We start from the raw sequence: 25899 nt of genomic DNA on the forward strand, positions 1-25899 counted from the left end.
GACGGATACATGGCGCTCAAGCGGATGGACAATGTCGGCATCGTCGTCGAAGACCTCGGTGGGGCGATCGATTTCTTTCGTGAGCTCGGCCTCGAGCTCGAAGGACAGGCCATGATCGAGGGTGAATGGGCCGGACGCGTCACCGGACTGGGCGACCAGCATGTCGAGATCGCCATGATGCGCACGCCGGACGGCAACAGCCGGCTCGAGCTCTCCCGCTTCCTCAGGCCGGCTGTCGTCGCGGATCACCGCAACGCCCCGGTCAACGCCCTGGGCTATCTGCGCGTCATGTTTGCCGTCGACGACGTCGACGAGACGATTCAAAGGCTCCGCAAGCGCGGCGCCGAGCTCGTCGGCGAAGTCGTCCAATATCAGGACGCCTACCGGCTATGCTACATCCGCGGGCCTGAAGGCATTCTGATCGGATTGGCCCAGGAACTCCGCTGAGCGGAATTCAGGAAAACCCATGTACGACAAAACGCGCATCGTCGTTCCGCCGCAGTCGGGCCGCGCCATGCGCGTTAGGCGCGGCGATCTCATCCGCATCATCGATCCCCGGGGCCAGCAGGTCTCCGACCTCTGGGCTTTCTCGACGGGTGAGAAACTCGACTGGCTAAGCACGTCGCAAACCCGCGACATCGTCGAGCGACTTTTCCCGAAACCAGGCGACCATTTCTACAGCGCCACAGGCAAGATCATGCTGACGCTGGTCGAGGACGCCTCGCCAGGCCCGCATGACATGCTCTACCCGGCCTGCGACCGTGCGCTCTACGAGCGGGCCGGCTTGTTCAACCACCCGAACTGCCGCGACAATCTGATGAAGGCGCTGAGGGGCGAAGGCATCGAGCTGCCTTTCACGCCCGACCCGGTCGACCTTTTCCAGAACTCCATGCCGCAACCGGACGGCACGCTGGTGGTCGAGGCTTCGATCAATCCGCCGGGCGGCTCCGTGACCTTGCGCGCCGAACAGGACCTTCTGCTCGTCGTCACCGCCTGCTCGGTCGACCACCACCCGACCAATGGCGATGCCTGCACCGAGATCGAGGTCGAGATCACGCCGGCCGGGTAATGGTGCCGCAAATTCGTTGACTGGACATAAAGACTTCTTTATATCGTTATTCGAAATCCAGAGATGAAAGCCGCTCCCATGACCGCGACCAACCCGATCGACGCATTGCTTGCCGAAAAGGGCGTGCTTCTGGCCGACGGCGCCACCGGCACCAATCTGTTCGCCATGGGGCTAGAGGCCGGCGAAGCGCCCGAGTTGCTCAACGAGACGGCTCCAGAGACCATTGCCAGCCTGCACCAGAATTTCGTCGACGCCGGCGCCGACATCATCCTGACCAATTCCTTCGGCGGCACCCGCCACCGGCTGAAGCTGCACCACGCGCAGGACCGCGTTTTCGAGCTGAACAAGCGCGCCGCCGAGATCGCTCGCTCCGTCGCCGACAAGGCCGGCCGCAAGGTCATCGTCGCCGGCTCGGTCGGCCCGACCGGCGAGTTGCTGGTGCCGCTTGGCGCCCTGACCTATGACGACGCGGTCGAGGCTTTCGCCGAACAGATCGAAGGCCTCAAGGCTGGCGGCGCAGAAGTCGCATGGATCGAGACCATGTCGGCGCCCGACGAGATCCGCGCCGCGGCCGAAGCCGCGATCCGCGTCGGCCTGCCCTACACCTATACCGGCTCCTTCGACACCGCCGGCCGCACCATGATGGGTCTCCTGCCGAAGGACATCCACGGCGTCGTCGACGGGCTGTCGCAGGCGCCGCTCGGCGTCGGCGCCAATTGCGGCGTCGGCGCTTCCGACATCCTCGCCTCGCTGCTCGACATGACCGACGCGAAGCCGGAGGCGACCGTGATCGTCAAGGGCAATTGCGGCATCCCGGAATTCCGCGGCACCGAGATCCACTATTCCGGCACGCCGGAATTGATGGCCGATTATGTGCGGCTGGCGGTCGACGGCGGCGCAAGGATCGTCGGTGGCTGTTGCGGCACCTCGTTCGCGCACCTCGCCGCCATGCGCAAGGCGCTCGACGCGCACACCAAGGCTACGCGCCCGACCATCGAGACGATCGTCGAGCGCATCGGCCCGATGCGCAACAAGGTTGCGACGGCAAATACCGCCGAGACCAGCGAAGGCCGCCGCGAGCGTCGCCGCGGCCGCGCCTGACGCTTTCCTTTATTTGCTGTTTTCGTCGTAGCGCGACAGCGCGGTGTTGAAATCGACGACGTTCTGGCTGTTTGAGCCCATCGTCATCAGCGCGCCGGAAGCGCTCGGATCGCTGATCTGCTCCAGCATCGACCAGAAGCGGTCATTGTTGAGGGCCGAGCGCGCCGTGTTGCGCGCTGCGTCGACATCGTCCCTGATGCGCGCGGATTCCGCCGTGGGAGCAGAAGCTGCCCGGACCGGCATGTCATATACCGTCGCGCCAACGTTCCCAGTCGTATTGATATGCAATGCTTATCCCTCACCCTTTGTCAGCATGGACTAACAGAGGGTCGTTGCGATGAGGTTCAGGAAAAGCCACGCAATTTAACGATTGCAAAAAGGCCGGCGGGATTCCTTCCCGCCGGCCTTTTTCACATGAGATGTCCTACTTGCTGCCACCCAGCGATGATGCCAGCCGCACCAGCGACAGGAACTCGGCCCGGTAGCCGAACGGATCGGCGCCGCGCGCCGCGTTGGCGATCTCGGCGATCCGCTCGTAGCCGAAATTCGCCGTCTGGTCCTCGTCGCGCAGCTTCTGCCCGAACGCCGCGACAGCGACCGAGAAGCGCTGGTCGGCGCCGGCCTCGTCGAAGGACTTGACCTCATTGGCTGGTGTCACCGGCGTGGTGATCAGCTTCGAGACGTTCTCGTCCGGCAGCTTGTAGCGGATCTTGACGAAGGCATATTCATCCGCATTGGCGACGCCGCCATTGTCGACCTTGGCTTGGCCGTAGCGCAGCGGATCGACCTGCTCGCCGCCGCTGCCCTTCGGCGTGATCTCGTAGATCGCCGTCACCGAATGGCCGGAGCCGATATCGCCGGCATCGACGCGGTCGTTGTTGAAGTCCTCGCGCTTGAGCGCCCGGGTCTCGTAGCCGACCAGGCGATATTCCGACACCGTCGCCGGGTTGAACTCGACCTGGATCTTGACGTCCTTGGCGATCGGGAACAGCGTCGAGGACGCATCGTCGACCAGCACCTTCTGCGCCTCGGCAAGCGTGTCGATGTAGGCGGCCGTGCCGTTGCCGTTCTGGGCGATGGTCTGCATCATCTGGTCGTTCAAATTGTCGCGACCGAAGCCGAACACCGACAGGAATACACCGGTCTTGCGCTCCTTCTCGATCAGACGCTTGAGGTCGCCGTCATCGGTCTGGCCGACATTGAAGTCGCCGTCGGTGGCCAGCATCACCCGGTTGACGCCGCCCTTGACGAAGGACTGCTGGGCAAGCTTGTAGGCCTCGCGGATGCCTTCCTCGCCGGCCGTCGAGCCACCCGGCGACAGATTGTCGATGGCAGAAAGGATCTTCTCCTTCTCCGTCGCCTTGGTCGGCATCAGCACCGTGCCGGCATTGCCGGCATAGGTGACGATCGAGACGGTGTCGTCGGCCTTGAGCTTGTTGACCAGCATCCGGAAGGCCGATTTCAAGAGCGGCAGCTTGTCCGGCTCGTCCATCGAGCCCGACACGTCGATCAGGAACACCAGATTGGCCTTCGGCTGCTCGGCCGGCTTCACGTCGAAACCCTTGATCGCGACATGCATGAGCTTGGTGTGCTCGTTCCACGGCGTCGGCATGACGGTGACGGTCGAGTTGAACGGCGTCTTGGCCGAATCCGGTCCCTTCCAGTCATAGGGGAAGTAGTTGATCATCTCCTCGACGCGGACCGTGTCCGGATCAGGCAGCGCGCCTTCCTTGAGCGAACGCCGCACGAAGGAATAGGAGGCCGTGTCGACGTCGATCGAGAAGGTCGAGACCGGATCCTGCGCGGTCTCGTGCACCGGATTGGTTTTGAAGGTCTCGATGCGATTGCGGTTTTCCTCCTGCGGCTGCATCTGGTCGGCCGGCACGGGCGCAGGTTGCGCCATCAGCTTGGAATCGGCGACAGCCGGCGGAGACGCCGGAATCGCGGCAGCTGCTCCCGCGGGCGCCTTGTCGGCTCGCTCCAACGCGTCGGCGCTCCGCTTCGGGGAATAGCCCGCAATTACCCCGACCCCGTCTTTGCCGCCGGCAGCAAGCTGGTCGCTTTCCGCCGGCGCCGGTGCCGGCAGCGCGTCGGGGGACTGCTTGTTGGTCTGCAGCGTAGCGTACTCGGTTTGGTTGGTTGTTGCCGGGGCCTCGGTCTTTGGCGGCGACGCCGGCGCAACCTGTGCCTCATCTTCGACACGCCGTTCACTGTCGGCGTCGGTCTTCTTCTCCTTGGCCGGCGCCGCGGCCAGCGGCTCGTTGACCGCCGGTTGCTGCGGCGCGGGCTTCTGGGCCAACGGCTTGTCGGCCAGCGTCTCGGTGATCTTGCCGTTGTTGACGGGAACCGGCGGCTGCTCCTTCAGAAGCTGCAAAGTGGCGTAACCGGCAATCGGCAGGGCGACCAGCGCGGTGATCGCCGGCGTGGCAATGAGTTTGCGTTGCATGATGTCTCTCCAGAGCTTTCTTGCTCGCTCGGTGAGACGACGGCCTGTTGCCGATCCTTGGGCCGCCGTGGATTTTTTTTCATCCATGTCGAAGGCCTGCATGGCGGTCGCCAACGCGCGCGCCTTCGCTGCGCCGTCCGGCGCCGGTACCGCGATGTCGCGCAGCCTTTCGAGTTCGTTGTCGTCGACCATGGTTACACTTCCCCGGCTGAGCGCATCAGCACTTTCAGCCGTTTCTTCGCTTCATGGATGTGCCAGGAAACCGTCGTCTCCGAGATTGCCATCACCTCCGCCGCCGCCGCGTGGTTCAACCCTTCGCCATAGACCAGAAGCACCGCGTCGCGCTGCTTGTCCGGCAGCATCCGCACCGCCGCCCACAGGGCCTCGGCCGGATCCTCAGCCTCCGCCGCCCCGTCCCCGGAAATCAGCGCATAGGCGCCGTAGGCATCGGTCTTGGCGGTGTCGCGGGCGCGCTTGCGCATCATGTCGCGCGCCGCGTTCAATGTCATCGCATAGAGCCAGGTGGTGAAGGCGCCGCTGCCCTGATAGTCGCGGATGGCGCGGCCGAGCCGCACGCAGACGTCCTGGGCGATGTCCTCGGCATCGGCCTTTTTTCCGCACCAGCGATAGGCGGCGCGATAGACAAAGCCATAGTGCCTTTCGAGCAAAGCGCCGAAAGCCCCTCTGTCTCCGCCCCTCGCCCGCCCGATCAACTCGGCATCGGAGGCTTCGCTGTCGTCCAGCATCATCGCCATCATTTGCCTGTTGGACGAAGGCTAATGGCCAATCCTTGGGGCGATGGAAAGATTTTTTTGTGGCGCTATCTTCCTTCTCCACGCTTGCGGGCGGATGAGGGGCGGCGCCGACGCCCCGAGATGGTGGTTCAGCCCAACGTCTCGCCAAAAAACGTCGTCAGCCGCTTCCAATGCCGCTCCGCGCCGGCCTCGTCATAGGCGCCATGATCCGCCACACACCAGCCATGGCCGGACCCGACATAATTCTCGATGGCATGGTCGACCTCGGCCACGCGCAGCGCTTCCGCCAGCCGCGCCGACTGTTCCGGCGGAAAGCTGCGGTCGACGCCGGCGACGCCGACATAGACGCGCGCCTTGATCGAGGCCGCCTTGCGGTGCGGGCTGTCGGCCGCATCGCTGGCGAGGTTGCCGCCGTGGAAACTTGCCGCGGCGGCGATACGGTCGGGATAGGTCGCGGCGGCGTTCAACGCCCGCGCGCCGCCCATGCAATAGCCGACCAAGCCGACCGGCCCGTCAATGCCTTCGGCCTTCAGCGCATCCAGAAACGCCTCGCTGTCGCGGATCGTCATCTCCTGCGTCGTGCCGGTCACCAGCGCCATCAGCCTGGTCTTGGTCTCCTCGACCGTGAAGGCGGTCTTGGCATCGAACGGCCCATAGGGCGCGTTGCGATAGAACAGATCGGGCACCAGCACGGCATAGCCATGGCCGGCAAGGCGCTCGGCCATCTCGTCCAGCACCGGCCGCGGCCCGAACGCGTCCATATAGAGGATGACGCCGGCCTTGGCCGTTCCGGACGGTCGGAAAAGCCCGGCTTTCGCCTTGCCGTCCCTGGTTTCGATCTCGATCTGCTTTCCCGCCATGATGTTCTCCGTTGGCTGTCGCGCGATAGATATCGGCACAGTCCGTTTCGACAAGACAATCCCGGGGCCCGATGTTCAAGATTTCGTGCGAGCGGAGGCCTTCCCATTACAGCTTGGCAAAGGCCGCCATGTGAAAAGCCTGCGCATTCGGCGGATAACGATGATCCGTGCCATAGGGGCAGGCGTTACGGTCGAGGCAGCCGCCGCTCCGGCAAGGCTCGCCCCAGGGTCCGCGCACATGCGCAAGGCAGGCTTCATGGGCAAAGCCCTGCCCGGAATAGGCGTCGACCGGGCAGGATTTCAGGCAGGGTTTATCGACACATGCGTCGCAAAGATGAATCACTGCATGAGGTTCTGCGATCTCAAGTTCATGCTCGAACAGCAACGCGCCGCGATAGGCATGCCAGAGCCCGTAGGTCGGATGCATGAGGATGCCGAGCGGCGACGGCTTCAGCCCCTCCGCCCACATCGCCCATTGCTGGAACGGCAGATAGGGCCGGTCGGAAGGCGACACGGCGCGTGCGCCGAATTCATCCGCCACCGCGCCGATCACCTCGCGTGACCAGGTGTCGAGCGGATTGGCGATATCCTTTGCCTGCTGTCCTCGCCACTTCACGAAGTACGGCCAGGGCGCGGCACCCGCCTGCCCGACCAGCAGCGCAGACTTGGCGGCAACACCGGAAAGGCCTGCAGGCGCTTCATCACCGCCGAAGTTGAATCCGCCACGCAGGATCAGCCCGTTGGCCGCGAGCGCGTCCGCGATCTCATCAATCGTGCCGCGCGAAAAAATCATCCCTTCCGGTCCGGATCGGAGAACGCGCTCCGCCAGACTTCCTTGTGGATGATGTTGGCCACTTTAGCCCGGCCTGAATCGGGCTCCTTTCAGGTGAAGGCGTCGGGCATCGAGCCCTTCTTCTTGGCGATGAAGTCCTTCAGTGCCTCGTCGATCGCCGGATCGAGATGCGGCGCTTCGTAGCTTTCCAGCCAACGGCGGGCGAGTTCGTTGGCGCGCTGCGGCGCGGTCTTCTCGCCTTCGGCCAGCCACTGCTCGAAGGAATTGTTGTCGGCGATGTTGGAGCGGTAGAAGGCGGTCTGGAAATTCGCCTGGGTGTGGTCGCAGCCGAGATAGTGGCTGCCCGGACCGACCTGGCGGATGGCATCCATCGCTTGGCCGTTTTCCGACAGGTCGACGCCTTCGGCAAACTTCTGCTGCATGCCGAGCTGATCGATGTCCATCATGAATTTTTCATAGCAGGAGGCGAGACCGCCCTCGAGCCAGCCGGCCGAATGCAGCACGAAATTGGTGCCGGCCAGGATCGTCGAGTTCAGCGTGTTGGCGCTCTCATAGGCCGCCTGCGCATCCGGGATTTTCGAGGCGCAGAGCGAGCCGCCGGTGCGGAACGGCAGGCCGAGCCGGCGAGCCAGCTGCGCGGCGCCGTAGGACACCAGCGACGGCTCCGGCGTGCCGAAGGTCGGCGCGCCCGACTGCATCGAGATCGACGAGGCGAAAGTGCCGAACAGCACCGGTGCGCCGGGCCGGATCAGCTGCGTGAACGATGCGCCGGCGAGCACTTCGGCCAGCACCTGCGTCAGCGTGCCGGCAACCGTCACCGGGCTCATCGCGCCGGCAAGGATGAAGGGCGTGACGATGCAGGCCTGATTGTGACGCGAATAGACTTTCAGCGCGCCGAGCATGGTCTCGTCGAACACCATCGGCGAGTTGGCGTTGATCAGGCTGGTCAGCACGGTGTTGTTCTCGACGAAGTCGTCGCCGAACACGATCTTGGCCATCGCCACCGTGTCCTCGGCCCGCTCCGGCGCGGTGACCGAGCCCATGAACGGCTTATCCGAGTAGCGGATGTGGCTGTAGACCATATCGAGATGACGTTTGTTGACCGGCACGTCGACCGGCTCGCACACCGTGCCGCCCGAATGGTGGATCGACGGCGCCATATAGGCGAGCTTCACGAAATTCTGGAAATCCTCGATCGTGGCGTAGCGGCGGTTGCCGTCGAGGTCGCGCACAAAGGGCGGGCCGTAGACCGGCGCGAACACGGTGGCGTTGCCGCCGATCTGCACCGAGCGCTCGGGATTGCGCGCATGCTGGGTGTAGATCGAAGGCGCGGTCTTGAGCAGCGAACGGCAGAGCCCCTTCGGAAAATGCACGCGCTCGCCCTTGACGTCGGCGCCCGCCTCTTTCCACAGCGCCAGCGCCTCGGCGTCGTCTCGGAAGATGATGCCGATCTCTTCGAGCACCGTGTCGGTGTTCTTCTCGATCAGCGCCAGGCCCTCCTCGTTGAGGACCTCGTAAACGTTGATCTTGCGCTTGATGTAGGTGAGCTGGGTGCCCGGACCGCCGCCCGAACGGGCCGCGCGCCTTGCCGCCGCTCCGCTGCCGGCGCCGCGCCCGCGCCTTCCGCCCGTCGCTTCCTGGTCGACTGCCGCGTTATCGCTCATGATCGTGCTTCCTATAAACATGGCCTGGATTGGCTCGCGGCCCGTCGCTGCCGCTTGTTCGCCGGATCGTAGCCATGCACCCTATTGGAAACGGCCAGCCAGCGCCAACGCCTGTCGCAAAATCGACAAGAAAAGCGCTAATTTTTCAGTCGCTTTCCTTTTGCGGGAAGTCGCAAATCAGCTATGGATGCGAGGCGCTGACGGGTTAGGTATTGGCGCGTTGATTTTTAAGCTGCCGCGGTCACTCCGAGCGGCAAGGAGCCCGAGAAAAATGTCCGACGACGAGATCATCCTTTCCGAGCTTTCCGACGAGGAACTTGTGCAGCAGATGCACGACGACCTCTATGACGGGCTTAAGGAAGAGATCGAGGAAGGCACCAACATCCTTCTCGAGCGCGGCTGGGCGCCCTACAAGGTTCTGACCGAGGCGCTGGTCGAAGGCATGCGCATCGTCGGCGAGGATTTTCGCGACGGCATCCTGTTCGTTCCTGAAGTGCTGCTCTCTGCCAACGCCATGAAGGCCGGCATGGCCATCCTGCGTCCGCTGCTCGCCGCCACCGGCGCGCCGAAGCAGGGCAAGATGGTCATCGGCACCGTCAAGGGCGACATCCACGACATCGGCAAGAACCTCGTCGGCATGATGATGGAAGGCGCCGGCTTCGACGTCATCGATCTCGGCATCAACAACGCGGTCGAGAAATATCTCGACGCCATCGAACAGCACCAGCCCGACATCATCGGCATGTCGGCGCTGCTCACCACCACCATGCCCTATATGAAGGTCGTCATCGACACGATGAAGGAAAAGGGCATCCGCGACGACTATGTCGTGCTGGTCGGCGGTGCGCCGCTCAACGAGGAATTCGGCAAGGCCGTCGGTGCCGACGCCTATTGCCGCGACGCGGCCGTGGCCGTCGAGACCGCCAAGGATTTCATGAAGCGCAAGCACAACGTTCGCGCTTCCGCCTGACCCGAGGCATCAGGATGGATCGAAAAAGCCGCGCCTTGCAGCGCGGCTTTTTTGTTCCCAGATGATGGAAGAGGCTGGAGATCAGTTGACAGTGTCTTTGACCGCTCTTGCCGTCGATTTGACGTCCTTGCCGACGCCCCGAATGGTGTTGGCGCAGGCGGTAAGTGCAAGCGCGCAGGCAAGGATCGCTACAGGCGCGATGCGTAGCAGTTTCATGGATAGCGTCTCCCTCGACAGATATTAGCCCCGCAGCGAAAGCCGGCCCGACTTGGTCAAGACGAAAAAAACCGAACCGAATCAAACAGACAGGCTGCTCGTCATCGCCTGCGGAATGATTGCGCGCGAGGTTCTGGCCGTCAAGCAGCAGCTGAAGCTCGACCATCTCGATCTGACCTGCCTGCCGGCGGAGTTCCATTTCTATCCCGACCGCATCGTTCCGGCGATGGACAAGGCAATCGAAAAGGCCAGGACCGAAGGCTATGAGCGCATCTTCGTCGGCTACGCCGATTGCGGCACCGGCGGCCTGCTCGACCGCGTGATCGAGAAGCACGGCGTCGAGCGCATGGCCGGGCCGCATTGCTTCGCCTTCTACCAGGGTATGGACGCCTACGCTAAGGTCGCTGACGACGACATGATGTCGTTCTATATGACCGACTTCCTCTGCCGTCAGTTCGAGGCCTTCTTCATCAAGCCGCTCGGCTTGGACAGGCACCCCGAACTGATCAAGGACTATTTCGGCAATTACGAGAAGCTGATTTATCTCGCCCAGACCGACGATCCCGAACTCGACAAGGTCGCCGAGAAGGCCGCGGCTCTGCTTGGCCTTGCCTATGAGCGCCGCTCTACCGGGTATGGCGATCTGACGAGCGAGTTGGCGCGGGCATCGGCCACCGGCTGAGGTGCCGGCCAACAGAGGGGAATTCGATGTCCGCCAGGCTTTTGCTTCTGTCTTTCTGCGCGAGCCTCGCCTTCGCCCTGCCGGCACATGCCGATGGCGAGGTGCAGAAGCTCATCACCGCCGCCGACAAGTCGCGGCTCGACAAATATGGCGAAACGCGCAAGGCGGCCCTCGACGAGGCGAAGGCCGGCGATCCGGCCGAGGTCAAGCAACTGGACGAGCTGCTCGCGAGGCCCCTGGTCGCCTTCTCCGACAAGGACCTCACCGGCAATTGGAAATGCCGCACCATCAAGGTCGGCGGCTTGAGCCCGCTGATCATCTATGGCTGGTTCAAGTGCAAGGTGAGCGACGACGGTTCCGGCTGGAAGCTGGAGAAGACCACCGGCTCGCAACGCACCACCGGCCGCTTCTTCGACGACAACGAAAAGCGCGCCATCTATCTCGGCGCCTTCTCGGTCAATGACGACAAGCCCAAGCCCTATGGCAGCGGCCCGGAGAGCGACCAGGTCGGCTACGCCTTCCGCAACAGCGCCACCCAATGGCGCATCGAATTCCCGGCGCCCTATTACGAATCGAAGCTCGACATCATGGAATTCAAGCGCTGAGCACGCCTGGTTAAGGCTGCTGGCACACCAAGGGTTAACCCGCGCCAAATAGCATCCGCCGGTCTCCAAAGCGGGTGCTTGCCATGGCAGCGTCGGAATCAAGTGCGCGACCGATCGTCGTCGTGACTGAAGGCGGCCCGCATATCTGGGCTATCATCAATGCGATTGCCGACCGCGTCGGCTCCGTCAGCGTCGTCCTCGAAGAGCCTGAATCCAAAAAGCGATTGCTGCTCGGCCGCGCCCGCCGGCAAGGCTGGATCTCGGCCGTCGGCCAGCTCGGCACCATGGTGCTCACCAGGCTCGGCAAGCGCGCCTTGGCCAGTCATGCCGCCCAGCTGATTGCCGAAGAGAAGCTCGACACCGAACCGCGGCAAGGCCAGGCGATCGTCCGTGTGCCGTCCGCCAACGGGCCGGAATGCCTCGAGGCGATCGGCAAGATCAAGCCGGGCGTCGTGCTACTCGCCGGCTGCCGGCTCTTGTCCAAGGGCACGCTGGCAAAAATGCCTTGCCCGGTGCTCAACTATCATGCCGGCATTGCGCCCAAATATCGTGGCATGAATGGCGGCTACTGGGCGTTGGCGTCCGGGGATCAGGAGAATTTCGGCACAACGGTGCATTTGGTCGATGCCGGTGTCGACACCGGCGGCGTGCTGAAGCAGGCGCGCGGCATCTCGAAACCCGGCGACACCATCGCCAGCTACGCGCTGCGCCAGGCGGCGTTTTCGCGCGATATCTGCGTCGAGTCGGTTCAGAATGCGCTGGCCGGTAAACTCGATACGATCGAGCCTGGCCTGCCGTCGAAGCAATGGTATCACCCGACGATCTGGTTCTACCTCTGGACGGGCCTGACCAAGCGGGTCTGGTAATCAGCCATTCCCGATAGCCACACCTTTCTTTTTGCGACCTCCGACAGCGTCGCTTTTGAAGGCGCGCGCGTCGTCCCATAACAAGCGGCTCAGCGGCGCATGCGGCAATGCTCGACAACTTCGAGGAGTTGAGAATTCATGGCCGATCTGATCGTCGTCTACTGGCGCGACATCCCTGCCCAGGTCATCGTCAAGAAGGGCCGGCAGAACGCCAAGCGCGAACTGCCGCTGCGCTTCACCGAGGCGATAGACATGTGCGCCATGCGCACTGGCGCCGGCGGCACCGACGATTATCTCGCCGAATGGCGCAAGGCCGACCCCGTTCCGGTCGGCGACGATCTTGAAGCCGAGGTCGAGAAGGCCTTCCACGAGTTCGATGCAAAATATGACCGCGAGCGGCTGGTGGCCCTCGTCAAGGCGGGCGGAAAAGAAAATGTCTGAGAAACAGCCGGCGGTTACCCAGGCCACTTTGGTCAAGAAGGCAGCGCCGAAATCCGACTACAAGCCTGCCGACGTGTCGCCGCAGCGGCGCGTCCAGCGCACTTTTGCGGTGCGGTTGTGGTCGATCCGCCATTCGCGCCTGCTCGAATGGTTCTACGCTCGCTTCGCCGACATGTTCCTTTTGCTGCATCCGCTGTGGAAGGGCATCGGCTACGGTCGCGTCGAAGCGCCGGTCAAGTTCGTCGAAAAGCGCGTGAAAGGCTTCATGTTCGACTGCCGCATGTGCGGCCAGTGCATCCTGTCCTCCACCGGCATGTCGTGCCCGATGAACTGCCCGAAGCAGTTGCGCAACGGCCCCTGCGGCGGCGTGCGCGCCAACGGCAATTGCGAGGTCGAGCCGGACATGCCCTGTGTCTGGGTCAAGGCCTGGGAAGGTTCGCAGAACATGGTGCACAACGAAAAGATCCTCACCGTGCAGAAGCCGGTCGACCAGTCGCTGCGCGAGACCTCCGCATGGCTGAGGGTCACCGCTCAGTCGGCCGCGGCGCGTGAAGTCGCGCAGAATCCCGGAGCTTCGGCATGACCGGACGCCAGCGCGACGAGAACCCGGCCGGCATCCATCTGCCGCTCGATCCCCTGCCCGGCCATTCCTCGCGCGGCCGGCTGGAGCGCGTGCTGCGCCGCGGCGAGTTCGCTGTCACCACCGAGCTCAATCCGCCCGACAGCGCCGATCCGGAAGACGTTTACAACCGCGCCAAGATCTTCGACGGCTGGGTCGACGCCATCAACGCGGTCGATGCCTCGGGCGCCAACTGCCATATGTCGTCGGTCGGCATCTGCGCGTTGCTGACCCGCATGGGCTATGCGCCGATCATGCAGATCGCCTGCCGCGACAAGAACCGCATCGCCATCCAGGGCGACGTGCTGGGCGGCGCCGCCATGGGTGTGGCCAATATGCTGTGCCTCACCGGCGACGGCGTGCAGGCCGGCGATCAGCCGGGCGCCAAGCCGGTGTTCGACCTCGATTCCATGTCGCTGCTTGAGACCTGCCGCATCATGCGCGACAACGGCAAGTTCCTGTCCGGCCGCAAGCTGACGACGCCGCCACAGATCTTCCTCGGCTGCGCCGTCAATCCCTTCGCGCCGCCTTACGATTTCCGGCCGATCCATCTCGGCAAGAAGATCGCCGCCGGTGCCCAGTTCGCGCAGACGCAGTACTGTTTCGACGTGCCGATGTTCAAAACCTTCATGCAGAAGGCGCGCGACCTCGGCCACACCGAAAAGCTCTTCCTGCTTTGCGGCGTCGGTCCGCTGGCTTCCGCCAAGACGGCGAAATGGATCCGCTCCAACGTACCTGGCATCCACATCCCCGACGCGGTGATCAAGCGGCTGGAAGGCGCGCAGGATCAAAAGAAGGAAGGCAAGCAGCTCTGCATCGACATCATCAACGAGGTGAAGGAAATCCCGGGCGTCGCCGGCATCCATGTGATGGCCTACCGCCAGGAAGAGTACGTCGCCGAGATCGTCGATGAATCGGGCGTGCTCAAGGGCCGCCAGCCGTGGAAGCGCGAAATCCGCCGCGACGACCAGATGGTCGCCGACCGGCTCGACCACATTCTGCACGACGAGATTACCGAAACCCAGGTGGACATGGTGAAGACCGCGCATTGACGGCGCGAGCGGCGACCATTTGCTTGAACGAAATCAGATAACGATATAAAGAACTCTTTATATCCCGACGGAGAGATCGCATGACCCGCACCATCGTCGCCTCGGCGACCCGAGAAATCATCATCGGCTTCGATCAGCCCTTCTGCGTGATCGGCGAACGCATCAACCCGACCGGCCGCAAGAAGCTGGCCGCCGAGATGGTGGCCGGCAATTTCGAAACCGTCATCAAGGACGCGCTGGAGCAGGCCGCCTGCGGCGCCACCATGCTCGACGTCAATGCCGGCGTCACCGCTGTCGACCCCAACGCCACCGAGCCGGCGCTTTTGGTGCAGACGCTGGAAATCGTGCAAGGCCTGGTCGACCTGCCGCTGTCGATCGACTCTTCGGTCACCGCCGCCATCGAGGCAGCGCTGAAGGTCGCCAAGGGCCGGCCGCTGGTCAACTCGGTCACCGGCGAGGAAGAAAAGCTCGAGGCCATCCTGCCGCTGGTCAAGAAATACAACGTCCCGGTCGTCGCCATCTCCAACGACGAGACCGGCATCTCCATGGATCCGGACGTGCGCTTTGCCGTCGCCAAGAAAATCGTCGAGCGCTGCGCCGATTTCGGCATTCCCGCGCATGACGTCGTCGTCGATCCGCTGGTGATGCCGATCGGCGCGCTGGGCGATGCCGGCCGCCAGGTCTTCGCACTGCTGCGCCGGCTGCGCGAAGAGCTCAAGGTCAACACCACCTGCGGCCTCTCCAACATCTCCTTCGGCCTGCCGCACCGCCACGGCATCAACGCCGCCTTCATCCCGATGGTGATCGGCGCCGGTATGACCTCGGCCATCATGAACCCGGTGCGTCCGCAGGAAATGGAGGCCGTGCGCGGCGCTAACGTGCTCAACGGCACCGACGAGAACTGCACCAACTGGATCCGCACCTACAAGGACTACAAGCCGGCCGAAGGCGGCCATGCCGTTGCCGCGCCGGTCGCGGTGACAGCACCTGGCGACGGCGCTGGCGCCGGCGGTCGTCGCCGCGGCGGCCGCGAAGCCCGCATGGCCAGGGGATAAGCGCGCAATCGTGAGCCGCATCGCAAACAGCGCCGATCCGACCGCATCTTGGATGCGGTCGGAGAGGTCTGCTTTGCGTTCAGGCGATGCCCACTATGGCGTCGAACAGCGCCATGCCCGCCCACGACCCGAAAATGCCGGTCACGCCACCGACGATGAAATCATCGTCATAGGCGGGCCAGTAGGCGTGGAGCACCAGCGTTCCGACGATTGCGCCGAGGATTCCGGTCGCCAGATATTGCGGGTTGCGCAGCCACGGGCCTTTGATCACGCGCACAACGGTGAACGCGGTGAAGACGGCGGAGAGCAGCAATTCCGACATGGTTGGTCCCTGGACCAGCAGACTCTCCACCCAACAGTAAAACGATCCGTTAAACGGCATCGGCAATTGCCATCGAGACACGTGCCAGCATGAACCCGCCTGCCAACATCACCGATCCACTCGTGCTGTTCATGCCGTCCGGCAAGCGCGGGCGTTTCCCCGTCGGCACGCCGGTGCTCGATGCCGCGCGCCAGCTCGGCGTCTATGTCGAAAGCGTGTGCGGCGGCCGGGCCACCTGCGGGCGCTGCCAGATCGAGGTGCAGGAAGGCAATTTCGCCAAGCACAAGATCGTCTCCTCCAACGACCACATTTCGCCCAAGGGCGCCAAGGAAGAGCGCTACGAGCGCGTGCGCGGCCTGCCCGAACGGCGGCGCCTGTCCTGTTCGGCCCAGATCCTCGGCGATCTCGTCATCGACGTGCCGCAGGACACGGTCATCAACGCTCAGACCATCCGCAAGGACGCCGACACCAGGGTCATCGCTCGCGATACCGCGATCCGCATGTGCTATGTCGAGATCGAAGAGCCCGACATGCACAAGCCCCTCGGCGATCTCGACCGCCTCAAGATCGCGCTGATGAAGGATTGGGGTTTTAAAAACCTCGAATTCGATTTCTATCTGCTGCCGCAGGTCCAGGGCATATTGCGCAAGGGCAACTGGACCGCCACCGCGGCCATCCACAAGGACGCGGAGAGCGACATCGCCCGCGTCATCGCTTTGTGGCCGGGCCTGAAGAACGAGGCCTATGGTCTTGCCTGCGACATCGGCTCGACTACGATTGCCATGCATCTGGTGTCGCTGCTGTCGGGCCGCGTCGCCGCTTCCTCCGGCACGTCCAACCCGCAGATCCGCTTCGGCGAGGATCTGATGAGCCGCGTCTCCTATGTGATGATGAACCCGGACGGCCGCGAAGGCATGACGGTGGCTGTGCGCGAGGCGGTTTCCAGCCTTGTCGACAAGGTCTGCGCCGAAGGCAACGTTCAGCGCGCCGACATCTTGGACAGTGTCTTCGTCGGCAATCCGATCATGCACCACCTGTTCCTCGGCATCGATCCGACCGAACTCGGCGGCGCGCCCTTCGCGCTCGCCGTCTCGGGTGCGGTGCGCATCAAAGCCTCAGACATCGGCCTGAAGCTGAACCAGGGCGCGCGGCTCTACATGCTGCCTTGCATTGCCGGCCATGTCGGCGCCGACGCTGCCGCCGTCACGCTGTCGGAAGGCCCGCATCGCCAGGACGAGATGATGCTGATCGTCGATGTCGGCACCAATGCCGAGATCGTGCTCGGCAATTCGACGCGTGTCGTCGCTGCTTCCTCGCCCACCGGCCCGGCCTTCGAGGGCGCCGAAATCTCCGGCGGCCAGCGCGCCGCGCCCGGCGCGATCGAGCGCGTCCGCATCGATCCCGACACGCTGGAGCCGAAATACCGCGTCATCGGCTCCGAGCTATGGTCCGATCAGCCGGGCTTTGCCGAAAGCGTGCAGGCGACCGGCGTCACCGGCATCTGCGGCTCCGGCATTATCGAGATCGTTGCGGAAATGTACCTTGCCGGCATCATCTCCGAAGACGGCGTCGTCGACGGCTCGCTGGCCGCACGCTCGCCGCGCATCGTCGCCAACGGCCGCACCTTCTCCTATGTGCTGAAGGAAGGCGAACCGAGGATCACCATCACCCAGAACGACGTGCGCGCCATCCAACTCGCCAAGGCGGCGCTCTATGCCGGCACCAAGCTCTTGATGGAAAAGCAGCACACCGAGCATGTCGACCGCATCCACTTCGCCGGCGCCTTCGGCTCCTTCATCGATCCGAAATACGCCATGGTGCTCGGCCTGATCCCGGATTGCGACCTCGACAAGGTCTCGGCCGTCGGCAACGCCGCCGGCGCCGGAGCGCGCATGGCGCTGCTCAATCGCGGCTACCGCCGCGAGATCGAGGAGACGGTGAGCCGTATCGAGAAGATCGAAACCGCCCTGGAGCCCAAGTTCCAGGAGCACTTCGTCTACGCCATGGCGCTGCCCAACAAGGTCGATCCGTTCCCGAAGCTGGCGGCCGCGGTGAAGCTGCCGCCGCGCAAGGCGATGAGCGAGGACGGAGCTGTCGGCGACGCCACCCCGCGCCGGCGTTCACGCGAGGAACGCGCGGCGCGCCGCGGCCGCGACTGATTTTGCGGCATCATTCCGCGGCCCCTGCGGCCACGGCCTTGCCTGCCTTCACGGCCACCTCGGCACGTTTCGGGTGCAGCAGCCCGATCAGCGGCTTTTCGACGATCAGATAAAGCACGGACGAGAGGGCGAGGGTGACGACTAGGATCGTTGTCGGCTGCAAGATCGCCGGCAGGCCGGTCCTCAGGACAAGGCCCGTTGCCAGAACGCCGACGACGACATGCCATAGGTAGATCGAATAGGACGCATCGCCGAGAAAGCTGGGCAAGGCTCCGGGCTTGAACGGCCTCGCCCGCTCGGCGAACACCGCGCCCGCCACGATCAGCGTTGCCGGAAGCCCCCAACGCAAGACGCGAGCCACGTCGGCATCGAACAGCGGACTGGCCGCAAGGAGCAGAAATCCCGTGACGGCCATTGCCAGCCCCGCCCAGAGCGGGAGCCTGGCGCCCTGGAGCCACAAGCGACCTACGACGACGCCGGCCGCGAACTCGAGCACGACAGGATCGGTGAAGGCACGCGCATATCCCGCGGGCAAGACGAAATGCAGCGCGACGATGGCCACAAGGGCGCCCACGAGAACACCGAGCCGCCAGCGCCCCCCAAGGAACAGGACCAGGGTGAAAACGAGATAGAACATCATCTCATAGCAAAGCGTCCAACCCTGTATGACGACGGGATGCAGCGCACCCTCCTGCAGGACTGGCAGGAAGAACAGCGATCCGACGAAATTCGCTACACTGAAGATATGGCCGTAGAAGAATTGCGGTTTGATCAGGATGCCCGCCGCGGTCAGCAGCGTGACGATCCAGTAGAGAGGCACGATGCGGGTGATCCGGCGCCACATGAAACGCCACGGATCAGCCGTCCTGCCGGCCGTCGTAACCCACATGATGAAGCCGCTGATGACGAAGAAGACATCGACACCGGCTGCGCCGACGTGGAACGGGCCGCCGAACTGCTCGCTGACGTGAAAGCCGACCACGGCGCAGGCGGCGAGGCCCCGCAAATATTGGATACTGTGGATGCTCGTCACGGTGCTGTGACCCAACTCGCGCAATGCTGCAGCGCATACAGTCGATATCGCATTGCACAATAACAGTACAGCTGCCTACTGCTGTCAACTGCTGAAGGCTGCCTTCCGGATAAAATCTTGGGGTACCCTCCGGGATCAACTCATTTGCATGCAAATGTTTCCGAATGCGCGCGATCCGGAAACCAAAGCGCTGTTTTCGTGAAATTGATCCGATACATGCGTGAGCCATTTAACGGACATCGAACGGCGGCCAGGAATAACCCTCGGCCGCCGCTGCACTTCAAGGGAGAAGCAAATGTCGATGTTCGACAACCTCAGCCGTTTCGGTGTCACCATCAGGCAGGCGCATTCGCGCAATAAGGCTATCCGCCAGCTGAACAGCCTGCCGGCGCATGTCCAGAAGGATATCGGCTGGCCGGCCTCGCCGCCGAGCGACCCGCAGGCAGCCCTGCATCAGCTGCTGTTGGGCACTGCGCGCTGATGACCTTTGCCGACAAATGCAAGCTGCTCGGCAAGCGCCGGGGCCAGAACGCGGCCCCGGCTGCAAGCGACAACAAATTGCGCGCGGCATTGCTGCCGCAGCGGTGACTGGAGCAATTCCAGCAAAAGAGCGTAGCGGTTATCGTCCGGAGTTGCTTGAAAACAAAGAGATAAAGCGGTCATCGGTCCGATGAAACGCTCCTAGGGACTAGGCCACATTAGGGGCTTGATGCGGCACAAACCTTGACATTTTTAACCAAGGTACAAATCTTCCGAAGAGTGGGGGAACTCTTTTAGTCGGCTTTGCCGAAATCAGTGTATCCGCATGCCCAGTTTGAAAAGCCACGTCGTCTCGTTCGTGCTCAGGCACAGCCGCAAAAAGGCCTTTTCCAGCCCGGAAAACCTGCAGCGCTGGATCGCTTACGCCCGCAAGACCGAGGACTACCATCCGCCGGCGCTGCTCAAGGCCCGCCTGGACATCGCCGAGACCAACGTCGACGGCTTTCCGGTCTACGAGATCGCGCCGAAAAAGGGCGAGCGCCGCCGCATCCTCTACATGCATGGCGGCGCCTATGTTTTCGAGATCACATCCTATCACTGGGGGCTGATCGCCGAGATGGCCGAGCGGCTGGGTTTTGGCATCACCGTGCCGATCTATCCGATCGCGCCGGAGCACAATTTCCACGATATGTTCGGCATGGTCGGCGACGTCTACCGGCGCATGCTCGAGGAAACCGATCCCGAGGACATCGTCTTCATGGGCGATTCCGCCGGCGGCAACATGGCCGTGGTGCTGACCATGATGGCGGCCGAGGACGGCCTGCCGTTGCCCTCACGCCATGTGCTGATCTCGCCCGGCCTCGACGTCTCGCTCGCCAATCCCGAAGTTTTCGAGGCGGAACGGCATGATCCGTGGCTGGGCATCCCCGGCGGGCTCGAGGCCGTCCGGCTCTACAGTGCCGGCTTCGACCGCAACGATTGGCACATCAGCCCGCTCTATGGCGACCTCTCGGTGTTGCCGAAGACGCTGCTCCTGACCGGATCGCGCGACATGCTGACGCCCGACAATCTGATCTTTGCGCAAAAGGCGCGCGCCGCCGGTGTCGAGGTCGAAATGGTCTACGAGGAAGGCATGTTCCACGTCTGGCCGTTGATCGAGATGCCGGAAGCGCGCCGCGCGCGCGACCGCATCGTCGCCTTCCTCGCCGATCCGGCACCGCGGCGCGCTCACGCGAGACGCGGCACAAGACCCGCTTTTGCGGCGCGCGCCGCGCAGGCCGCAGAATAACTCAGAACTTGCCGGTTTCGCGGAACAACTCGAACGTCGCGCGAATGTGGTCCGCGACCGCCCTGACCGGCGCGCTGGCGTCCGGCGCCACCACCATGGCGAGATTGTAGGTGCCGATATCCGGCATGCCGTCCTTGGCGCCGAGCGAAACCATCTCGTCGCCGAGGAACGACTTCGGCAGCGGCGCCACCGCGAGATCCGCCATGATGGCAGCGCGCTGGCCGGCGGTGTGGGCACTCATATAGGCGATGCGGTAGTTGCGGCCTTCGCGTCCGAGCGCCTCAAGCGCACCGGCCCGCCAGGCGCAGCCCTCTTCCCACAGCGACACCGGCAACGGTTCGCGCAGATGCGCGCAGCCGCCCTTGGCGCCGGCCCAGACGATCGGCTCTGTGAGCAGCACCTCGGCGCCAATGGCGCTGGTCTTGTAGGAATTGGTAAGAAGCGTGATGTCGAGCGCGCGGTCGTCCATGCGGCGGCGCAGGTTGATGCTCTGGTCGATGGTGACGTCGACGGCGATCGAGGGATGCGACTGAGCGAAGCGCTTGAGGACATGCGGCAGCACGCGCTCGCCATAATCGTCCGGCGAACCCAGCCGCACAACGCCGACGATATCGGGGATGATGAATTTCGACACCACCTCGCGGTTGATCGACAACAGCCGGCGAGCATAGCCGAGCAGCATTTCGCCATCGGTGGTCAGCGTTACAGAACGCGCGTCGCGCGCGAAGACGGACCTGCCGAGAATATCCTCCAGCTTCTTGATCTGCATGGAAACGGCCGACGGCGTGCGGAACACTGCGGTCGCGGCGGTGGTGAAGCTGCCCGTCTCGGCAATCGCCACGAATGTGCGCAGGACGTCGAGGTCGAGCAGTGGCAGCGGATGATTGAGTGGGGCGTTCATCGGGATCAGCCTTCAATTTTTCTGATGCGAACGATCATTCCATTTCGTTTGATTGAACATCAGTTTAGGAGGATAGTCAACTCCATCGAAGCAGGCTGCTGCCAAACACAGCCACGAAACGACCATGACACAGACCTGCAATCGACATACCTGACGTAACGCATTGCCGGGCGCCTCCCCGCCCCCACTCCAAGGAGAACGAACATGTCTATCCTGTCATCCATTGGTCGCCTGGCGACCGAATTCAGCGCGGCTCGCGCCCGCTATCAGACTGAACGCGCCATCCATGCGCTGCCGGTCGAACTGCAGAAGGATATCGGCTGGCCGGAAGCCGCCGACGCCAAGACCGGCCTGCGCTACGGCGTCGGAAACTGGGCCGGAGCGAAGTAACGCAGTGAACGACAAATGCTAGAGGCCTGCCGCGTCAGCTCGGCAGGCCTTTTTGTTTTTAGGCCTTTTTGTTTGCATTCAAACGACTTTCCCAGCCATGCTGCCGCTGCATGACGCATATGAGGCATTCGCATAGCGGGTTAATTTTCAGACTAATGCCTTGTAAACAATCGTAAATTTCGGGCACTCTGCCCAAAAATGTCGCAAACGATGTCGCTTTTCCTATCAACCGCTTCGTTTTTGCGATTTAGTTTTTACTGAAGCAAGCCTATATCAGCGCCAGCAAAAACGAGCTGCCCCACTCCATCAAGCGAAGGCGACCCGTCTGAGCAACCAAATGGAGATGACAATGAAGCTCTTTGCCCGCCTGTTCACCCGTCGCGAAATGAACCTGACGACCGCTCTCGAGCGTCAGCGTCTCGCCAAGACCATGCCCGGCCAGACCGGCGCCATGAACGCCGCCCGCCTCGGCTTCATCGCCTGAGACTATCGGCATCCAAAGCTGAATTCGACGCCGCCCGGCCCCGCCGTGGCGGCGTTTTCATAGGCGCCGAGGCTGCATAACCCGGGCTGCGGTACTTTATGCCCTGATGAATTGCCCATTTGCGACCCGTGTCGCAAATTTATTCTTCACGTGGAGCCCTACCCGATTGACAGGAATGGCTTTTCCTGTTGTCGCTATGCTGTTCGCGACATCCTGTTCGCGTCATGGCTGCATGAGGTTTCCCCGTGAATGCCGTAAAGCATCCGATCAAACGATCGTTTGTGTTCTTCCTTGTTCCCGATTTCACCATGATCGCCTTCGCGACGGCGCTCGACCCGTTGCGCTCGGCCAACCGCATGCTCGGCTACGAGGCCTATCGCTGGCGCCTGGCCAGCATCGACGGCAAGCCGGTGCGCGCCTCGAACGGCGTCGAATGCGCGGTCAACACCTCGCTGGAAGAAGAGCGCAAGAAGATGGCGGGCCCCGACCGGCCGAACATGGCCATCGTCTGCAGCGGCGTCAATGTCGAGCGCTACCAGAACAAGTCGGCCTTCGCATGGCTGCGCGAGGAGTATAACCGCGGCGTCGCCGTCGGCGGCCTCTGCACCGGCGCGCATATCCTGGCCGCCGCCGGACTCTTGTCCAACAAGCGCTGCGCGATCCATTGGGAGAACCTGCCGGGTTTCTCCGAAGCTTTCCCCAAGGCCAATGTCTTTGCCGATCTCTTCGAGATCGACCAGAACGTCTACACCTGCGCCGGCGGCACGGCCGCGCTCGACATGATGCTGAAGCTGATCGGCGACGATTTCGACGAGAGCCTGGTCAACCGCGTCTGCGAGCAGGTGCTGACCGACCGCGTGCGCAGCCCGACCGACCGCCAGCGCCTGCCGCTGCGAGCCCGCCTCGGCGTGCAGAACTCCAAGGTGCTGACCATCATCGAACTGATGGAGGCGAACCTGTCCGAACCGCTATCGCTGATCGAGATCGCCGACCATGTCGACCTGTCGCGTCGCCAGATCGAGCGCTTGTTCCGCACCGAGATGGGCCGCTCGCCCGCCCGCTACTATCTGGAGATCCGCCTCGACCGGGCGCGGCACCTGCTCATCCAGTCGTCGATGCCGGTGGTCGAGGTGGCGGTCGCCTGCGGCTTCGTCTCGGCCTCGCATTTCTCCAAATGCTACCGCGAGCTCTACGCCCGCTCGCCGCAGCAGGAACGCGTCGACCGCAAGCAGCTACTGGCTGCGTAGGCGGGCACAGACCTCTACGCCGATTGCGTCTGCACCGTCCGCATCGCCTCGACGCGGATGTCCTCGGTGAGTTGCGCCTTGATCGCGGAAAATTCCGGGCTGGTCTTCAGCGTGTAGTGGCGCGGATGCGGCAGGTCGACCGCCACGTCCGACTTGATGCGGCCGGGCCGCGCGCTCATCACGATCACGCGCGAGGCCATGAAGATCGCTTCCTCGATGTCGTGGGTGACGAACAGCACCGTCTTCTTGCGCCGTTCCCATATGCCGAGCAGCAATTCCTGCATCAGCCCGCGCGTCTGGTTGTCCAGAGCGCCGAACGGCTCGTCGAGCAAAAGGATCTCCGGATCGTTGGCCAAGGCGCGCGCGATCGCGGTGCGCTGCTGCATGCCGCCCGAAAGCTGCTTCGGCCAATGGTTCTCGAAACCCCTCAGCCCGACGAGATCGAGATAGGAAGCGACGATGCCATCCCGCTCCTTCTGCGCCATGCCGCGTTCGCGCAGGCCGAAGCCGATGTTCTCGGCGACCGTCAGCCAGGGAAACAACGTGTAGGACTGGAACACCATCCCGCGATCCGGGCCAGGACGCGTGACCGCCTTGCTATCGAGCAGCACGCGGCCCGTGCTCGGCGCCTCCAGCCCGGCGACGATCCTCAGCAACGTCGACTTGCCGCAGCCCGAAGGTCCGAGAATGGTGATGAAATCGTTGGCCGCGACCGACAGGTCGATCGGCTGCAGCGCCTGCACAGGCTGTCCGCCCCTCACCCCGGCAAAGGTCCGCGAAACGCCTTCGATCAGAAGCTTGCTCACGCCAGGCTCCATGGAAAGAGCCAGCGATTGAGCGCCTTGAAGGCGAAGTCGGACAGCAGTCCGATCAGGCCGATGACGATGATGCCGAAAATGATCTGCCCCGTCGCCAACCGTGACTGGCTGTTGATGATCATGTAGCCGATGCCCGACGACGAGCCGATCAGCTCGGCGACGATGACATAGGTCCAGGCCCAGCCCAGCACCAGCCGCAGCGTCTCGGCGATCTCCGGCGCGTTGGCCGGCATGATGACGCGCTTGACGATGCCGTTGTCGGTCGCGCCAAGCGTATAGGCCGCCTCGACCAGGTCGCGCCTGGTGCTGCCGACCTTCACCGCCACGATCAAAATGATCTGGAACACCGAGCCGACGAAGATCACCAGAAGCTTTTCCAGTTCACCGATACCGGCCCACAGGATGAGCAACGGGATGAAGGCCGATGCCGGCAGATAGCGGGCGAAGGACACGAACGGTTCGAGGAAGGCCTCGACCGGCTTCCAGGCGCCCATAGCGATGCCGATCGGCACGGCGACGATCGAGGCCAGCACGAAGCCGCCGAAGACGCGCCAGATGGTGATTAATATGTCGAGCCAGAACCGATCTTCGACCAAGAGCCGCCACCCATCCTTCAGCATCGACAGCGGGTCGGCGAGGAAGATGTGGTTCACATGGCCGCCGAGCGTGATCCACGCCCAGAACGCCACGAACAGCACGAAGAAGGAAACGCCGAGCACGGTTCGCGTGCCCGGCGATACAGGATGCAAGGGGCGCGGCATCAGTATCTGTCCTTGAAGAGGAACGACGGCGGCTTGTCGCCGCCGCCGATCGGGTGATGCGCGATCAGTTGGCCACCGCGCTGGTGTCGGCAAGCGTCGTCACGTCCGGCGCTTCCTTGATCAGGCCCATCTGCAGCAACAGGTCGCCCGCGGTCTTGGAGAAATCCTGGAAGTCCTTGGTGAAGAACTGCTTGTTGTCCGCCTTGTCGGCCCATTTCAGGTACTTGGCCGAGTCCTCGAATTCCTTGGCCGACTGCTTCACGTCGGCGCCCATGATCTCGTAGGATTTCTGCGGGTCCTTCTTGATCAGGTCGAGCGCGTCGAAATAGCTGTCGGCCAGCGCCTTGGCGGCGTCGGGATTGGCCTTGAGAAAGTCCGGCGTGCAGCCGACCGTATCCAGCACCATCGGATAGTCGAGCGTGGTGGCCAGGATATGGCCCTGGTCCGCCTTGTCGCGCACCGCCGAGATGAACGGCTCATAGGTCACGGCGGCATCGTTCTGGCCGGCAAGGAAGGCTTGCGCCGCCGCGTCCGGCTCCAGGTTGACGACGGTGACATCCTTGGTCGACATGCCGTTCTTGTTGAGCACCCAGGCCAGCAGGAAATAGGGCGAGGTGCCTGGCGCCGACGAGGCGACGTTCTTGCCCTTGAGGTCGGCGACGGTCTTGATGTCGTTGCGCACCACGATGCCGTCAGCGCCATAGGACTTGTCGAGCTGAAAGATCTGCTTGGTGGTGACGCCGCTGGCGTTCCACACCATCCAGGTCTCGACGGTGGTCGCCGCGCATTGCAGGTCGCCCGCCGGGGGCCCCGCCCCCCCCC

Annotated in this window: 30 protein-coding genes; 17 read left to right on the plus strand and 13 right to left on the minus strand. The window is 63.4% G+C overall.

Going from position 1 to position 25899, the window contains the following annotated elements:
• Nucleotides 1-9 precede the first annotated feature (9 nt).
• The 3 genes from FJ988_RS29205 (at nucleotide 10) to bmt (ending at nucleotide 2170) form a co-directional block, all read left to right on the plus strand.
• A complete protein-coding gene (locus FJ988_RS29205) occupies nucleotides 10-447 on the plus strand; it encodes a VOC family protein (RefSeq protein ID WP_140822595.1) in 438 nt (145 codons plus the stop codon).
• Between the two features lie 19 nt (nucleotides 448-466).
• A complete protein-coding gene (locus FJ988_RS29210) occupies nucleotides 467-1069 on the plus strand; it encodes a DUF1989 domain-containing protein (RefSeq protein ID WP_140822597.1) in 603 nt (200 codons plus the stop codon).
• 78 nt (nucleotides 1070-1147) lie between these two features.
• On the plus strand, nucleotides 1148-2170 hold the full coding sequence (gene bmt / locus FJ988_RS29215) for a betaine--homocysteine S-methyltransferase (protein WP_181183715.1): 1023 nt from the start codon (nucleotides 1148-1150) through the stop codon (nucleotides 2168-2170).
• A 9-nt stretch (nucleotides 2171-2179) separates the two neighbouring features.
• On the opposite strand, the gene FJ988_RS29220 is transcribed toward bmt, so the two are convergent.
• From FJ988_RS29220 to FJ988_RS29245, 6 genes are all read right to left on the minus strand, one after another.
• Complete coding sequence (locus tag FJ988_RS29220) at nucleotides 2180-2413, minus strand: hypothetical protein (protein ID WP_140822601.1); 234 nt, start codon at nucleotides 2411-2413, stop codon at nucleotides 2180-2182.
• A gap of 181 nt (nucleotides 2414-2594) precedes the next feature.
• Nucleotides 2595-4808: a VWA domain-containing protein gene (locus FJ988_RS29225; RefSeq protein ID WP_140822603.1), complete on the minus strand. Its 2214-nt coding sequence runs from the start codon at nucleotides 4806-4808 to the stop codon at nucleotides 2595-2597.
• A 2-nt stretch (nucleotides 4809-4810) separates the two neighbouring features.
• Nucleotides 4811-5371 carry an RNA polymerase sigma factor gene (locus tag FJ988_RS29230; RefSeq protein ID WP_140822636.1) on the minus strand — a complete coding sequence of 187 codons (561 nt, stop codon included), beginning with the start codon at nucleotides 5369-5371 and terminating at the stop codon, nucleotides 4811-4813.
• A gap of 128 nt (nucleotides 5372-5499) precedes the next feature.
• Nucleotides 5500-6231, minus strand: coding sequence for a dienelactone hydrolase family protein (locus tag FJ988_RS29235; RefSeq protein WP_140822605.1), 732 nt, complete (start codon nucleotides 6229-6231; stop codon nucleotides 5500-5502).
• Between the two features lie 106 nt (nucleotides 6232-6337).
• Complete coding sequence (locus FJ988_RS29240) at nucleotides 6338-7024, minus strand: 4Fe-4S dicluster domain-containing protein (protein ID WP_140822607.1); 687 nt, start codon at nucleotides 7022-7024, stop codon at nucleotides 6338-6340.
• Nucleotides 7025-7113: 89 nt separating this feature from the next.
• Nucleotides 7114-8688 carry a trimethylamine methyltransferase family protein gene (locus tag FJ988_RS29245; RefSeq protein WP_140822609.1) on the minus strand — a complete coding sequence of 525 codons (1575 nt, stop codon included), beginning with the start codon at nucleotides 8686-8688 and terminating at the stop codon, nucleotides 7114-7116.
• A gap of 271 nt (nucleotides 8689-8959) precedes the next feature.
• On the opposite strand from FJ988_RS29245, the gene FJ988_RS29250 reads away from it, so the two are divergent.
• Entirely contained in the window at nucleotides 8960-9658 is a 699-nt protein-coding gene (locus FJ988_RS29250; protein ID WP_140822611.1) for a B12-binding domain-containing protein, read from the plus strand.
• An 81-nt stretch (nucleotides 9659-9739) separates the two neighbouring features.
• Here FJ988_RS29250 and FJ988_RS29255 read toward each other — a convergent pair whose 3' ends face one another.
• Nucleotides 9740-9874: an entericidin A/B family lipoprotein gene (locus FJ988_RS29255; protein WP_127859805.1), complete on the minus strand. Its 135-nt coding sequence runs from the start codon at nucleotides 9872-9874 to the stop codon at nucleotides 9740-9742.
• Between the two features lie 52 nt (nucleotides 9875-9926).
• Here FJ988_RS29255 and FJ988_RS29260 point away from each other — a divergent pair, with 52 nt between their 5' ends.
• The 7 genes from FJ988_RS29260 (at nucleotide 9927) to FJ988_RS29290 (ending at nucleotide 15194) form a co-directional block, all read left to right on the plus strand.
• Complete coding sequence (locus FJ988_RS29260; RefSeq protein WP_140822613.1) at nucleotides 9927-10556, plus strand: DUF1638 domain-containing protein; 630 nt, start codon at nucleotides 9927-9929, stop codon at nucleotides 10554-10556.
• Between the two features lie 26 nt (nucleotides 10557-10582).
• Nucleotides 10583-11161, plus strand: coding sequence for a DUF4893 domain-containing protein (locus tag FJ988_RS29265; RefSeq protein WP_140822615.1), 579 nt, complete (start codon nucleotides 10583-10585; stop codon nucleotides 11159-11161).
• An 83-nt stretch (nucleotides 11162-11244) separates the two neighbouring features.
• Nucleotides 11245-12027: a formyl transferase gene (locus tag FJ988_RS29270; protein WP_140822616.1), complete on the plus strand. Its 783-nt coding sequence runs from the start codon at nucleotides 11245-11247 to the stop codon at nucleotides 12025-12027.
• A 138-nt stretch (nucleotides 12028-12165) separates the two neighbouring features.
• Nucleotides 12166-12468, plus strand: a complete 303-nt coding sequence (locus FJ988_RS29275; RefSeq protein WP_140678762.1) for a virulence factor — start codon at nucleotides 12166-12168, stop codon at nucleotides 12466-12468.
• Complete coding sequence (locus tag FJ988_RS29280; protein ID WP_140822617.1) at nucleotides 12461-13051, plus strand: methylenetetrahydrofolate reductase C-terminal domain-containing protein; 591 nt, start codon at nucleotides 12461-12463, stop codon at nucleotides 13049-13051. Before FJ988_RS29275 ends, FJ988_RS29280 begins: the two co-directional genes overlap by 8 nt.
• Entirely contained in the window at nucleotides 13048-14139 is a 1092-nt protein-coding gene (locus FJ988_RS29285; protein ID WP_140822618.1) for a methylenetetrahydrofolate reductase, read from the plus strand. The genes FJ988_RS29280 and FJ988_RS29285 overlap by 4 nt, the downstream gene beginning before the upstream one ends.
• An 80-nt stretch (nucleotides 14140-14219) precedes the next feature.
• On the plus strand, nucleotides 14220-15194 hold the full coding sequence (locus FJ988_RS29290; protein WP_140822619.1) for a methyltetrahydrofolate cobalamin methyltransferase: 975 nt from the start codon (nucleotides 14220-14222) through the stop codon (nucleotides 15192-15194).
• Between the two features lie 79 nt (nucleotides 15195-15273).
• Here the strand turns inward: FJ988_RS29290 and FJ988_RS29295 are convergent, their stop codons facing one another.
• A complete protein-coding gene (locus tag FJ988_RS29295) occupies nucleotides 15274-15516 on the minus strand; it encodes a hypothetical protein (RefSeq protein WP_246688693.1) in 243 nt (80 codons plus the stop codon).
• 89 nt (nucleotides 15517-15605) lie between these two features.
• On the opposite strand from FJ988_RS29295, the gene FJ988_RS29300 reads away from it, so the two are divergent.
• Nucleotides 15606-17675, plus strand: coding sequence for an ASKHA domain-containing protein (locus FJ988_RS29300; protein WP_140822621.1), 2070 nt, complete (start codon nucleotides 15606-15608; stop codon nucleotides 17673-17675).
• Between the two features lie 10 nt (nucleotides 17676-17685).
• Here the strand turns inward: FJ988_RS29300 and FJ988_RS29305 are convergent, their stop codons facing one another.
• Nucleotides 17686-18732, minus strand: a complete 1047-nt coding sequence (locus FJ988_RS29305) for an acyltransferase (RefSeq protein ID WP_246688694.1) — start codon at nucleotides 18730-18732, stop codon at nucleotides 17686-17688.
• Between the two features lie 271 nt (nucleotides 18733-19003).
• On the opposite strand from FJ988_RS29305, the gene FJ988_RS29310 reads away from it, so the two are divergent.
• Entirely contained in the window at nucleotides 19004-19189 is a 186-nt protein-coding gene (locus FJ988_RS29310) for a hypothetical protein (protein ID WP_140822622.1), read from the plus strand.
• 324 nt (nucleotides 19190-19513) lie between these two features.
• Nucleotides 19514-20476, plus strand: coding sequence for an alpha/beta hydrolase (locus tag FJ988_RS29315; protein ID WP_140822623.1), 963 nt, complete (start codon nucleotides 19514-19516; stop codon nucleotides 20474-20476).
• A gap of 1 nt (nucleotide 20477) precedes the next feature.
• Here the strand turns inward: FJ988_RS29315 and FJ988_RS29320 are convergent, their stop codons facing one another.
• Nucleotides 20478-21377 (minus strand): LysR substrate-binding domain-containing protein, encoded by a 900-nt coding sequence (locus FJ988_RS29320; RefSeq protein WP_140822624.1) that lies wholly within the window; start codon nucleotides 21375-21377, stop codon nucleotides 20478-20480.
• A 204-nt stretch (nucleotides 21378-21581) separates the two neighbouring features.
• Between FJ988_RS29320 and FJ988_RS29325 the strand changes: the two genes are divergently transcribed.
• From FJ988_RS29325 to FJ988_RS29335, 3 genes are all read left to right on the plus strand, one after another.
• The gene (locus tag FJ988_RS29325) at nucleotides 21582-21767 is read left to right on the plus strand and encodes a hypothetical protein (RefSeq protein ID WP_140822625.1); all 186 of its coding nucleotides are present in this window, start codon (nucleotides 21582-21584) and stop codon (nucleotides 21765-21767) included.
• A 349-nt stretch (nucleotides 21768-22116) separates the two neighbouring features.
• On the plus strand, nucleotides 22117-22251 hold the full coding sequence (locus tag FJ988_RS31470) for a hypothetical protein (protein ID WP_140822626.1): 135 nt from the start codon (nucleotides 22117-22119) through the stop codon (nucleotides 22249-22251).
• 308 nt (nucleotides 22252-22559) lie between these two features.
• Nucleotides 22560-23498, plus strand: coding sequence for a GlxA family transcriptional regulator (locus FJ988_RS29335; protein ID WP_348644340.1), 939 nt, complete (start codon nucleotides 22560-22562; stop codon nucleotides 23496-23498).
• A 14-nt stretch (nucleotides 23499-23512) separates the two neighbouring features.
• On the opposite strand, the gene FJ988_RS29340 is transcribed toward FJ988_RS29335, so the two are convergent.
• From FJ988_RS29340 to FJ988_RS29350, 3 genes are all read right to left on the minus strand, one after another.
• Nucleotides 23513-24304, minus strand: coding sequence for an ABC transporter ATP-binding protein (locus FJ988_RS29340; protein ID WP_140822630.1), 792 nt, complete (start codon nucleotides 24302-24304; stop codon nucleotides 23513-23515).
• Nucleotides 24301-25077: an ABC transporter permease gene (locus FJ988_RS29345; RefSeq protein ID WP_140822632.1), complete on the minus strand. Its 777-nt coding sequence runs from the start codon at nucleotides 25075-25077 to the stop codon at nucleotides 24301-24303. The genes FJ988_RS29340 and FJ988_RS29345 overlap by 4 nt, the downstream gene beginning before the upstream one ends.
• A 64-nt stretch (nucleotides 25078-25141) precedes the next feature.
• A partial coding sequence (locus FJ988_RS29350) for an ABC transporter substrate-binding protein (RefSeq protein ID WP_140822634.1) occupies nucleotides 25142-25899 on the minus strand: 758 nt, incomplete at its 5' end.

The sequence above is a fragment of the Mesorhizobium sp. CU3 genome, from assembly GCF_006442965.1.
Classification (GTDB): Bacteria; Pseudomonadota; Alphaproteobacteria; order Rhizobiales; family Rhizobiaceae; genus Mesorhizobium.